This is a genomic window from Ignisphaera sp., from assembly GCA_038831005.1.
GTDB lineage: Archaea > Thermoproteota > Thermoprotei_A > Sulfolobales > Ignisphaeraceae > Ignisphaera.
In genome coordinates, this window is record JAWBKZ010000006.1 from 76,163 (window position 1) to 88,874 (window position 12,712).

Consider the following 12,712-nt stretch of genomic DNA (forward strand, 5'->3'; position numbering starts at 1 on the left):
TATCTACACCTCTCTTTCTAGATACTTTAACCTCAGTTTGTAGATCTTTATGGTAGATATATCTGCTACAGGTTTAACAAAGATATTAAATAGATTGATAGTTGCATTCCCTTCAATATTCTCTAAAGCAGTCCTAACTTCTATGTCGTAGAGTAGTTTAAGGTATTTTTCAATTGATTTAGAAACATAGTTGAAAGAATTCAGATCTTGGACCATTTTCGAAACTACATGTGTAACGAACTTAAGCATATAGGTTGTGGTAACATTATCGTATGGATTCTCTAACTCTAGACATAGATCTCTATGGCATTTATTTTCATATATGAACTCAAGGTCTATATCCACAGGTTCAAAGTTTATCACATCATATACATCTCTGCACACACATGTTGCTTTATTCATATATGCACAGCGTAGAGAATATAAATATGCGTTCTCTATATCTATAGACCAGAATTTTCTATCTAATGCTGCAAAAATATGTTGGTAATCCTTGTACTCAAGTTTTCTAGTCTTAAATGTATTGAGAAGTAATTCTGTAGTTCCAATAACAAATAGCACTATATCTGGAACCTTAAAAGGACATTCTATAGATATTTCTCCATTCATACACATATCTAGTAATTCGCTTAATATCATATTCATATATTCATTTATATAGTTGGTTACACTACCTTGATGTACCTTCTCGCCATTATCTAGAGCTTTTATAGAGCATCGTACAAATCTGTAGGAAGCCCTCATTATGCATTCATGATTAATTATAGTTGAGACATAAGTGTTTCTGCAGCCTTTGATAGGTATACCTATTAATGGAACTACTGTACGAACTCTACGAACAAAAGATGCTCTGTTCATAACAACACAGTTGTGATATGTAATCTCATTAAGTGTAACTATGTTGTGGTTTCAAATTGTTCAACTGATATAGGTAACGTATCTGTAGCACCAATTTCTCCTCTTTCTCTAAGGATCTGTCTCGTTAATGTCCAGTAGAGTAATGCTAGAGATTTTCTTCCTTTATTGTTACCCGGTATAGCTAGTTCTATTCCTGACAACTTATTGTCAGTACTTACAAAAGCAATGATAGGTATGCCCACACTCATGGCTTCTTCAAGAGGTTGCTGATCAACTCTAGGATCTGTTAAAATTATAACATCTGGTTCATAGAACCATTCGAGTCTGGGATTGGTAAGTGTTCCAGGTATGAATCTTCCTACCACAGCTTTAGCTCCAACTATTTCGGCAAATTTTACTACTGGCTGTTTCCCGTACTGCCTAGTGGATACAGCCATGATTTTTCCACGTTCGTATCTACTAAGAAATTTCCCTGCAATTTGCAATCTCTCGTCAGTTTTCCTTATATCGAGTATGTAGAGACCATCGGGTCTAACTCTAAATACAAACTTCTCCATATGTTTAGTACATGTGTGCGTGCCTATGTGTACTCCTGCTTGAAGATATTGTTCGAGGGGCACAAGAAGTTCTTGCTGACTAAATGTCTTCTGTTCTTCGCTCATCTATATCACCTACTTTATGTTACCATACTTTATTACATCCTTAAATAAATCTACATGAGATAAGAACATACGTCTACAGCAATACCTCTTTATACCTAGATCATCTAGAACCTTTTTAGGATCATCACCTCTGGCTACACGTCTACTATATTCTTCCCACTTAGTGGCTATCAGATAACCGCACGTAAAACATCTTACAGGTATTATCATATTAGGTCACCTATATGATTTTTGTCTAAATCTCCTAGCACTATATCTCATCCACTTCTCTGGTTCTGTTCTCCTTGGGTCACCAGCGATCATAGTCCTATCGTACTCTTTGAATAGCTCTAACAAGGATGGTATCCCGAAAAACGCTGTAAGTCCTCTTGCTACAGCTATTCTAACAGCATAGGCCTGCGACATGACACCTCCTCCTTCAACATGTACATCAATATCCACACTGTTTCTAAGTTCTGGAGATAGAAGTATGTATGGTTCCATCATCTTTAGTCGTGCCAACTCTATAGACCAAATTTCTACAGGTATGCTGTTAACTCTGTATCTACCTATACCAGGCTTTATTACTGCTCTAGCTATAGATGTCTTTCTCTTTCCAATGCTAATGACTATCTTTTTACCTGCTATAATCTGAGGATAAGCACCAATGACTGTAGTTGTTGAGCCTTCATTATTCATATCTTATCGCCTTGTTCTCCATCCAAGTTCTTTAGCTATTTCAGCTACAGTAACGATATTTCTTCTACCTAAAAACGAGGCATCTGTATCTAATATCTTTATCTTGTCTCTGTTCTTCATATCTTCCGGTACACCTATATAACATTTAACTCTCTTGAGGGATTGCAAACCTAGCCAGTTGTGTTTGGGAAGCATATTCTTCACAGCCTTCTTGAATATTGCTGTAGGTGTTCTAGGTCTCTTCATGGTATGTCTATATGGATTTTTATGTGTTCTAACATTAAGAAGAAGTTTATAGCTGCTAATAACCATAGATCTCTTCCCAGTAATTACACATTTCTCGACGTTAACCACATGTACTGAAAAACCGAGTTTAGCTAGCTTTGCTACTAGAGAAGCAAGTCTGCCAAGTATAGAATTTTCTGCATCAATAACAATTTCACGTAAATTTCTTGAAATCAGATAGGTTTTGAGATCTTTAGATCTAATTATGTTGACGCTCATTTTATCACCTTTACTCTACTACCTTTAGGATTTTCATTCAAAAACTCTAGAATATGTATAGCTCTACCACCCATGGATTTTATTTTTGCTATAGCTTGTTGTGAAAACGATATAGCTACCACAGTAACCCTATGGTTTAAGCTTCCGGTTCCCAGTACTTTACCCGGCACTACAACTACATCTTCATTGCTGGTGTACCTATTTATCTTAGATAAGTTTACAACCACTCTTTTTCTTGATGGTTTCCCAAGGAGTTCAGCTACGTATCTCCATATCCTTGCGTTATACAGTTTTGAGTATTTCCTCAAAATCCTGATGGTTTTTCTGGTGACATAATTTGTAGGACCTGTCTTCTTCATGTCTGTGCACCATGTTTAATGCTTTTCACGAATCTTTCTAATTCATTTAATTCGTTTAAAAGAATATATACAGATTCTATAATTATAGACTCTGGTCTCATAGAGCCCGAACTCTCTATTCTCAATACATAGTTGTTATCGACGCGAGATATCGTTATAGCTTTAATAGGACAGTTTTGTAAACACTGTTTACAAAGTATACAATTGTATGTGTTAATAACCTTGATCTTATCCTTATCCATTTCAAAGACGTTTTTTGGACATAATTCAATACATTTTCGACATAAGTTACACAATTCTTTTTCTATCTTTATATCTGCAACATATCTTGTTACGGCAATAGTAGCAGGACTCCATTTAGCATGTTCAAGTCCTCTACCTACTCTAGCTCTAAGCTCTAGGGAAATCCTTTGCCCAGGTGCTAGGATGACTATGGGTATATTGTTATAGACAGGTTTTATTAGAGGATCTTCACTTCTTATATCTCCTGAATATACTGTAGTTTCACTTTCTTTTGCTTCAGCTTCGAGAACCATATGAATGTAACACGTTTCACATTCTTTTTCAATAGCTTTCTCTTTGGGCGAGGATGAACATTTCTCGCATACTTCTGGATCTATTTCTCGTATCCTGTCTTTTACTTCTTCTACGGTTAACGGTATCATGGCTAGTCGATGAGCTAGAATTTCATCATACATGGATGATGTATTAACAACAACCATAATTTCATCTATAGCATATGTAGGTACTTTGGCTAAAGAGTATCTTCTAATAGCATTAAGAAAAGGGAGAGGGGCATCCTTTACGGCTATCTCTAGTGCTTCATTACTAATCTCTAGCAGAGTCATTTCCATAACGTATTACACCCTTCTACCACGTCTTCCTCCAGGTCTTCTAGTTGTATCATGAGGTATTGGTGTTACATCTTCTATTCTTCCAACAATAAATCCAGCTCTAGCCAAGGCTCTAATTGCTGCTTGAGCTCCAGGTCCAGGGATCTTAGGTCCGTGTCCTCCTGGAGCTCTAACCTTAATGTGAATGGCTGTAACACCTTTCTCTATGGCTTCTTGTGCAACCCTATAGGCCACCATCATAGCTGCGTAGGGACTGGGTTTTTCTCTGTCTGCTCTAACAACCATTCCTCCAGAACCTTTAGCTACAGTTTCGGCACCACTAACATCTGTTACGTGTATAATGGTATTGTTGAATGATGCATATATATGTGCTATACCCCACCTAAGTTCTCTCTCGGTATAAGACATAGATTATACACCTTATTACGTAGTTAAGGAAGATTTTTGAGCATATGGTGAAGTAGGATGAAGATGTAGATTTTCTTCCTCTTCTCTAGGAACTATATAACCAGGAGAAGTTATACGTCTACCTTTAATAGCTATATGTCCATGTACAATCAGCTGCCTCGCTTGGTATATAGTTTTGGCGAATCCTTTTTTCCAGACTATTGTCTGTAGACGTCTTTCTAGGATAGACTCTACACCTAGAGCAAGAATATCATTTATATCAATATTCGTATTATCGATTATACCCATATTGTAGAGTCTTTTAGCTAACGATCCTAAAGCTTTCCCCCTTTCATCAGGTGATAGAGCTAGTAGTTCTCTTGCTCTATGTCTAATCTTTCTAAGGAAAGTTTGAGCTATCCAAAGTTCCTTTTTATTTCTTAAACCATATCTATTGACGAGTTCTAGCTCTTGTTCAAGACGTGCTTTTATCCAAGGATGTCCAGAGCTTTCCCACTTCTTTCTAGGTTTTTTGGGATCACCCATCTATTTTACACCCTACTTTTGTTGCTGTTGTTGCTTCTTTCTAGCAACACCTACTGTAGGACCTATTCTACCTGTGGTGTGAGTTCTCTGACCTCTAACCTTATATCCAAGAGCATGTCTGATACCTCTCCAGCTCTTGATCTTTATCTCTCTATCGATATCCTGTCTAGCATAGAATATAAGTTCAGAACTGACTAAATGCATATCTTGTCCTGTTTCATAATCCTTCCTCCTATTTAGCATCCAGTTTGGAAAACCAAAACCGAGGGGATTCTTTACTACTTCTTCTATTTTCTTGACATCCTCATCTGTTAGATAACCTATAAGCGTAGAGGGGCTATAACCTAAAACTCTGCATATACTCAGGGCCATATTGTAGCCTACTCCTTTAATTCTAGCTAAACCCCAAGCTAACGTCAAATCACCAGGTACATCTGTTTCTGCGATCCTAACTATATGTCTATATCCTGATGATGACATATCCACACCATACCCTATATTAAGTCGTATGCTGAAGCATAACCTATCTTTAACTCCTTGCCTAGGTTAAAAAGCTATAAAGAAAACCACCTTATAAACGTTAAACAGCCTTGAATACTGACACTCTAAAAAGTCATTTCAATATAACATTATGTAGAGACTCGATATGAAGGGGTCACTGGATTTAAACTTATGACATTAAAATATATTGTTTAACTTTATTCTACAATAGATTTCTGAACGTTTGTACATATACTATGTTTATTGAAAGGGATAAGATCCCTCATATATAACAAATCTATCATTAGTAATGTCTATAATACACACAAACTTTACATATGTTTCCTAAATAGCGTTTTTGGATTCAGCTGAGACAGGTGTAATCATATATCATATGTTTTGGGTTCATCATCACATATGTTTTTATATTTCGAGAGCTTATAAAGTATTAGATGATGATACGACGGTCTTCTGAATAATGATGTGACTTCTCTTCACTGATACTCTACATGTTTAATTTCTCTAGATAGTTATTTGGTTATATTTATCAATATCTTAAGCTAATGTATATCACAAAATTACGACGCTCCCACAAAATTTTCTATTTAATTTTGTGAACTTATTGTATGGTCTAGATAATTGATATTCTTTAGTATAAGTTGATGTAATGTACTTTAAGAACTTCTAAATTAGGCTAGAAACATCAACAATCTTGAGACAGTTACATATGCATTATTATAATATGTCTAATAAAGAGATCTAGCTTAACATAGCTTAACATTATCTAGAATAACTGAGTTTGTTTATTTGTTTGGCGCCGGGGCTGGATTTGAACTCGCGCGAAGTGTTCCTCTACCGGTCCTCAAGATCAGAAAGTGGTTTTGGAGTTTTTACCCCAATCTTGACAAGTTCATAAACTCTGGGTATCCCCATAATTTACGGAATAATATGGTTTTGGGTGTATTGAGTATAGTTAAGAATGGAGAGAGCCATGTAATCGAGATGACAAACAAGGAGTATGTAGATTTGATGAAGGAACTCCTCGCTAGCGTACTACGGGAAGTTCATGGGTATCTGGTTAAGGACAGGGAGTTGATGGAGGAAACTACGAAGAGTTATGTGAATTACCTCAAGAGATTAGGTGGGAGGAGGTTAGACTACAATCTATACCTCGAGATATCGAACAACAAGTGGATAGTGAAAACAGTACGATTGTATATAGATTACTTCGTGAAGGTAGGGAAGATTAACAGGGGAGGAGGTGCAAAGGATATTATTCAACAAGTTCTACAGCATAGTGGAGACTCTCGGCAAGCAGGAGCTCGAGTTGGGGAAGAAAGCTTGCTTGGTCATCCTCCGCAACACAATATTCGACGAGACCATTAAGAGAGCTTGAGGAGAAATATACGATGGGATCAGCAGGTACATTGGTGCACTACCTCTCTCCGTCGTCCTGGAAAAGGACAAGGATAAGTATAAAAAGAGAAAAAGGAAGAACATAAAAAGGAAAGGTACTCGCTGGGACGAGGTCATACTGAGGAAACTCATTATGTCCACGGACGATGAGTATGCAAACTTCTTGGAGTCGCTTGCTAAGAGGTTCATAGAAGAGCTCGTTGTGACCGCCAAGATGATAAAAAAAAAAAAGAAGGTGTATCCAGGGCAAACCAATAGGCAATGCTCCCGGTAGATGAGGTATATGGTAAGCTTAAGGTTGAGCTGGATCATTACAGAAGTGTCTACACCATGTACGCGTCAAACAACTTGTTGAACATGAACGATGTGTTGAAGGCTGTGAGGATGTATGAGAACACTACGGTTAAGACACTCAACGAGGTCGGAGTCAGCTCTTCTACCCCTCTATATGTGACTTGGGTCGAGAGCAAGAAGGTCAGAGATAGTAGTGGTGTTCTTCAACGTTGACCCTCCTGCCAGAGTCCACATACGTTTCCGGCACTTGGGTTTAGGAGAGTTCGGGAGGAGGGTAGGGAATCAAGGCTCGTCAACCCGAGGGAACACTACGACATATATAACAAGAGTGATGAGGAGGAGAGGTTTATAGAGTGCAAGGGGTTTACCAAACCGAGGCTCTTGACTTCGAGCTCACGGAGAAGGAGTAAACGAAATCGCTAGGAGCCTCTAATAGTCATACAGGAATTACCTTTTCTGCTAAACAATCCTGCTGACTATTGATGTGACTGATGGTACCACTAGTAATAAAATATAGATATTTCCTAAATTATTTAGTCTTGTTTGATTTCGATATTAATAAATACCTTGTTGCATCACCTCGTAGAGGTCTCTGAGACTGTGGGATTCTATGTATGAAGCCTCCGAAGAACTTACCAAAGACCTCAAAATCTATGCCTTGGTTGAGTATACTGAGAAGCTCAACTTATCGTCTCCAATCACGATGCAGTTTACCGCCGATGCTCTTAGCCTCACCGTACATAGTAACGAAGTTCCCGACTTGTACCTCAACCTAATGTTCACTACTCATTGTTTCAGCTCCGAAGGCTACAGAATTTGCCTCTCGACCAGTCGATGAAAAGTTTGAGAAAGATAGGATCTGTACCTGACCTGGATGTTGTAAATTCTCTCTACTGAAGACGAGCCTAGTTGATGGATCCTTGATTGCTAGCATGGCATGGTTCTCGGTTCCAATACCATAGACCAGATAGAGCAGGCAGTATTGCTCCCCAAGAACCTCTCATCTAAGTTCATACGACTTATATTTAGAGTATATCAACCAGCAATATAAGTATCATGTTCATTGCAATCGTTACATGACTGCACTAAATCGGCTTAAGTTACAGGAATGAACTCATATTCATATTAAACTACCCTCATAAGCCGAGTGTTTTTGTAATGCCTTAAAACTCACGCTTAACAGTATGACCAAAGTTATTAGCTACTCTAATGCTAGCATATTTAAGTTCTGTAATTATAGAAACTATTTTAGGACTTGCCGAAGATTGCACTAAAATTATCTAATTCATTGCAAAAGAGACTCTCTCAGAGATGTATCAAAAGTTGTCAACATACTTCTCTAGAAAATACCTCTCTATAATTGCAATCATGTTATTCAAGAATGTAAAGGAGACCCATCACAATCCACCCTAAATAATTAATTCTAAAATATAAATTATATAAAATTAATTAACTCAAATTAGCTGTATGATTAAAAATTAGCTTATTAATAACTAATTTAAGGCGAGTAAAAAAATAGTTTTTATTTTATATCAACATCTTATTTCCTCTTAGTTATTAGTAGCACAGGTACCACGATCATTACTACAATTGCTAGAGTAACTATGATAAGTAATTGCTGATTACTCCAATCAGAAGGTCTTTCAGGGACTATGGTAGTAATTGTTGTAATAGTTGATGTTACAGGAGGCAAAGACGTAGTTACTGAGGTTGTAGCTGTGACTGTTGTTACTTTTTCAGTTGTTGTGGTTGTTGAGGTAATGGTTACTGTGGTAGTTAATGGTGTTGTAGTAACCACGCTACCTATGGGATTTACTATCCTCTCTTCATCGATTATTCCGTTTGACCCTGTATCAACTCTAACTATTAACTGCCTACTGCTTATGTTACTCCAAGATCTCGGTGATGCTATGATGGTATCATGTGGAGAGATAGTAATTCCTATGTAGCGTGCATTTTGCTGGCCATCCATACTGTGAGCAATCAGCTCTACAGAGATATTTAGTGGTTTATCGCCTGAGTTTTTAATCATGAATCCTTCCCCGCTTGAGAAGTCTACGTTAAAGTTGTATTTAGTGGATTCTACTTCTAGGAATATCTGACGTGCCATATTATTATCTATGATTGATGATGCTATCCTATAACTACCTGATCCATTGTTCTTAATCCTTACTCTGCTCTGATTTAGAATAAGGTTGACTATTCGTTCAGGGCTTCCAAAGTATTGAAGTGATAAAGACCTATTACTGTTTTTAGAGACTAGTGTAACCGTTCCATTCTTTGTAGACTTTATATTTAAGTTCAACTCACTTCCTGCCACGAAAACGTATACCGGATTAGCAAGAGGGAGTGGGATAGGCACAAGTATAGCTGTTTTGCTCATGTCTTCTATACTTGGTGGCGTCATACCATCAAATATGAATACCTTCTTGCCCATAGCGTCGGATACGTTGCTGATTTTAACACCAGCATCACCTCCCACGATGATTAATGACGGTGTTCTATTTGATGTATTTGAATCTCCTGAGGTCTCAGCATATCCTAAAGATTTCATATACTCTATGAAGAGTTCGAAGAGTCCGAAAAATACATCTGATTCAGTCAAAGCAGCACTCTCACCATGAAATAGTGAGGAACCCGTAGCAAAGAGGAAGCCATCAATAACCTCTGTATGCTCATTATCTAAGTAGAAGGTAAAGTACCATCGACCATCAGACCTACAGCATCTGAAGTCTACGTAACTATTGTCTTGATTTACAGCACTATTAGGTTGGAATGGCCTGTTAGAATCAAGTACCCAAACCCTCACATGGTTAGCACTTATTTCCTCAACCCTATATACGAGTACTGTGTGGCTACTTCTAATATCATCAGAGGAGAACATAAACAGTAGTGGTACATCATTCCACTTTTGAGTTTCCGGCATACGTTCCCATTGTCTAAGCTCGTTTAAAGTCTCTAGTATTATGTCCTCACCTGCTAACCACCTGACTAGCGCTCTAGTACCGCGCCTCAAATTTCTTTCATCAAGCGACCACATATACTGGTAAGTTAAATACGTGTCCAGATCCATGATGTTCGAACTGAAGCTATCTGATGGCGGATCTTCAAGCATAATCACTATGAAGTTTTTATCTAGGGTGAAGGGTTGGGGCCAGTGATTTAGCGATGAACATCCTGGAATAGCATAGAGCCTAACTGACTGAGGAGTTTCTCTAAATTTTTGACTTACTAACGCATGTGCCGAACATCTACCCTCTTCGCACATCTCCTTAAACACGTAATTGTAGAGAGCATCTGAGGCCCAATCATGCCATAATTTCCAACATTTGAAAATACATAAAAAGTCCCAAACAGCATCCTCACCCCAGAAGTCCTCCCACATTTCCCAGTTAATGTGCGAACATGGCGTATTCTGGAAGTGGAAGCTTCTTAGGTATACCGGATAGGTTGTTGAGTCATGTATCCAGAGGGAGTATGTGCGTTCAATTCTCTGTTGAGTGCCAGTTGTTATACTGAGTTTGATACTTCCTCTCACAGCCTTAGTATTTGTGTTACTGAAGATAGTGCTCCTAGGTATTGAGAAGATTATAGCAGGATTGCCAAAGATAGTTCCATCAGTGTCTATACTACTCAAGGGTAATCTATACGTACCTCTCGTCCCGTCAGGTCTAGTCCATGAAACTTCTATTTCGACCATAGCGTTCCTTGCTTCATACATATTCACATCAATAGTCCAGGTGACAGACGTCACTAGTGCTAATGGAGTGTATTGTATACCTACAGGTAGGTCTGTGAATATAAATGCTTCTGATGCACCTAATTCTGCTTTCGTCTTACAATCGCTATAGAGTACTCCTTGGAGTGGAATAACCTCATTTCCTATATCATACAGGTATATCCAGACACCCTTCTGAGACTGCATGCCAGCGTTTTCAACAATTATTGTGAGCATTAATGATGTATCCCTACAGTCTCTTGGCACATTTATAACTAACTGGTCGTAAAGCTCTCGGTACGATACAGTAGCACCGCAACCTTGAATACTGAACGTATAGTGCATTGGTATTCCACCAACAATCCCACTGCTTACAGCTGGCCATATCCTACTAGTGACGCTATGCAGAGTATATGTTTGCTGTCCCTTAGGGAGGAAGTAGGTGTTAGGACCTAATATGTTTGGAGCACCACCTATGAGTATGGTTTTCCTGTTGTTTATGTCAACTGTTTCATTAATCCTCACTACTCTACCTTCAATGGTAAATTCCAGAGTTACTAGGTCTACCCAGACGTGGAACCTAGCATAACGTATTACCCGGAGATCAGGATCTCGACTATTTCTTATTAAGTCAAATACATTTGGCACGCTAAAATTTCTTTCCTCTCCACTACTCATACTATTTAATTGTATTGAGGTTAATTCGACTACACGCCCCGACCATAATATCCCTTGATCAACAGTCATATCACCCTTCTCAATCCCTATATGCACTCTCGTAGGTGGTGAGGTTAAACAACCCAAGTTCCGTACATTAAAACGTATAGTTCCATTACTTTGTGAACTTAGCTCTTGGTTGTAGAGGTCTAGGTCTATTTGTGGGAGATCCCAATTCCTGTACGTGAATGTCCATCTTCTCTCATTGTTAAATTCGCTTGACTCTGTTATAAGATCACCATAATCTAACTGGACGTTCACCGTGTAACTATTTCCAGGAACACCTATGAAGAGCCCGGTACTTATACTAACGCTTTCCCCAGCCGCAAGTGGAGGTATTAATGACTCCCGTACATATGTAGTGCCACTAGTACTGGTTATTGTGAAACGTGCTCTCGTACCTCTATTAGTGGATGCTTGACCTATGTTCTTAATATATACTATGAGGCCCTCGCACCCTGAGTAAGTTATACTTTGTAAGTAATGAGGATCGAAAGTTAGGTCTGGTAGCAGTTGCGGAGTAGTTGTTGAAGTGGAGGTAGATATTCCCTCAAAGACCTCCACTTTACATGTAATCCATGGCTGCTGAGACTTCACCAGCTCCATACCATATTCAGTTCCGTTATAATATTCAAATGCTGGCCAGAAGGTCCAAATCCCCTTCTGAGTAAGGACTATCTCCTTACGATATCTTATGATGTTGCCGGTACTTATTACAACACCCCTAAACGACCTATCCTCGAACTCCGTCATCGTATTGTTAGGTAATATAGCGCCTACAAAGATTTTGTTAAGCCTTATCTGCTTAACAGTACCAACATATCTGAGAACGAATGAGACCACTACAAAGTCTCCAACATGCAAGTCTTTAGGTCCAGAGACATTATAACTTAGGAGTTGCATGCCATACATCTCCTCCCTATCGTTATAACTACAAAGTAATACCATTATCTCACTACTTATTGGGATTATTCCAGCTATACTGTTTGTGATCACTAGTAATGTAATTATTAGTACTATGTAGTTAGTCTTCCGTTTAGAAGAGTTACGGGTTACATTAAACCAAATCCTGATAGATATACTTTCCTCACCTTAGTTAATTTCCCTACATTAGTTAGTAGGAGATTAAGCAAGCTTAATTACAGTCTCTTGCTTAATCTCTCTACCGGTTAGTAGGAGATTAAGCAAGCTTAATTACAGTCTCTTGCTTAATCTCTCTACCGGTTAGTAGGAGATTAA

At 38.3% G+C, this 12,712-nt stretch carries 13 protein-coding genes; 2 read left to right on the forward strand and 11 right to left on the reverse strand.

Features of this window, described 5'->3' with window-relative positions:
• Positions 1-3 precede the first annotated feature (3 nt).
• The 10 genes from QXK50_08080 to QXK50_08125 are packed head-to-tail and all read right to left on the reverse strand — an operon-like array spanning position 4 to position 5,328.
• Positions 4-858, reverse strand: a complete 855-nt coding sequence (locus QXK50_08080) for a hypothetical protein (GenBank protein MEM2009105.1) — start codon at positions 856-858, stop codon at positions 4-6.
• Positions 859-896: 38 nt separating this feature from the next.
• On the reverse strand, positions 897-1,520 hold the full coding sequence (rpsB, locus tag QXK50_08085) for a 30S ribosomal protein S2 (GenBank protein ID MEM2009106.1): 624 nt from the start codon (positions 1,518-1,520) through the stop codon (positions 897-899).
• Positions 1,521-1,529: 9 nt separating this feature from the next.
• A complete protein-coding gene (locus QXK50_08090; GenBank protein ID MEM2009107.1) occupies positions 1,530-1,730 on the reverse strand; it encodes a DNA-directed RNA polymerase subunit N in 201 nt (66 codons plus the stop codon).
• 6 nt (positions 1,731-1,736) lie between these two features.
• A complete protein-coding gene (locus QXK50_08095; GenBank protein ID MEM2009108.1) occupies positions 1,737-2,198 on the reverse strand; it encodes a 30S ribosomal protein S9 in 462 nt (153 codons plus the stop codon).
• A gap of 3 nt (positions 2,199-2,201) precedes the next feature.
• Positions 2,202-2,702 carry a 50S ribosomal protein L13 gene (locus tag QXK50_08100; GenBank protein MEM2009109.1) on the reverse strand — a complete coding sequence of 167 codons (501 nt, stop codon included), beginning with the start codon at positions 2,700-2,702 and terminating at the stop codon, positions 2,202-2,204.
• Positions 2,699-3,061 (reverse strand): 50S ribosomal protein L18e, encoded by a 363-nt coding sequence (locus QXK50_08105; protein MEM2009110.1) that lies wholly within the window; start codon positions 3,059-3,061, stop codon positions 2,699-2,701. Before QXK50_08105 ends, QXK50_08100 begins: the two co-directional genes overlap by 4 nt.
• The gene (locus tag QXK50_08110) at positions 3,058-3,915 is read right to left on the reverse strand and encodes a DNA-directed RNA polymerase subunit D (protein MEM2009111.1); all 858 of its coding nucleotides are present in this window, start codon (positions 3,913-3,915) and stop codon (positions 3,058-3,060) included. The genes QXK50_08105 and QXK50_08110 overlap by 4 nt, the downstream gene beginning before the upstream one ends.
• 6 nt (positions 3,916-3,921) lie before the next feature.
• The gene (locus QXK50_08115; GenBank protein ID MEM2009112.1) at positions 3,922-4,323 is read right to left on the reverse strand and encodes a 30S ribosomal protein S11; all 402 of its coding nucleotides are present in this window, start codon (positions 4,321-4,323) and stop codon (positions 3,922-3,924) included.
• A 15-nt stretch (positions 4,324-4,338) separates the two neighbouring features.
• Positions 4,339-4,848: a 30S ribosomal protein S4 gene (locus QXK50_08120; protein ID MEM2009113.1), complete on the reverse strand. Its 510-nt coding sequence runs from the start codon at positions 4,846-4,848 to the stop codon at positions 4,339-4,341.
• Positions 4,849-4,860: 12 nt separating this feature from the next.
• A complete protein-coding gene (locus QXK50_08125) occupies positions 4,861-5,328 on the reverse strand; it encodes a 30S ribosomal protein S13 (protein ID MEM2009114.1) in 468 nt (155 codons plus the stop codon).
• An 807-nt stretch (positions 5,329-6,135) separates the two neighbouring features.
• Here QXK50_08125 and QXK50_08130 point away from each other — a divergent pair.
• Both QXK50_08130 and QXK50_08135 read left to right on the forward strand, forming a co-directional pair.
• Positions 6,136-6,714, forward strand: a complete 579-nt coding sequence (locus tag QXK50_08130) for a hypothetical protein (GenBank protein MEM2009115.1) — start codon at positions 6,136-6,138, stop codon at positions 6,712-6,714.
• 291 nt (positions 6,715-7,005) lie between these two features.
• Complete coding sequence (locus QXK50_08135) at positions 7,006-7,251, forward strand: hypothetical protein (protein ID MEM2009116.1); 246 nt, start codon at positions 7,006-7,008, stop codon at positions 7,249-7,251.
• A 1,327-nt stretch (positions 7,252-8,578) separates the two neighbouring features.
• Here the strand turns inward: QXK50_08135 and QXK50_08140 are convergent.
• On the reverse strand, positions 8,579-12,376 hold the full coding sequence (locus QXK50_08140; GenBank protein MEM2009117.1) for a CARDB domain-containing protein: 3,798 nt from the start codon (positions 12,374-12,376) through the stop codon (positions 8,579-8,581).
• Positions 12,377-12,712: the final 336 nt, after the last annotated feature.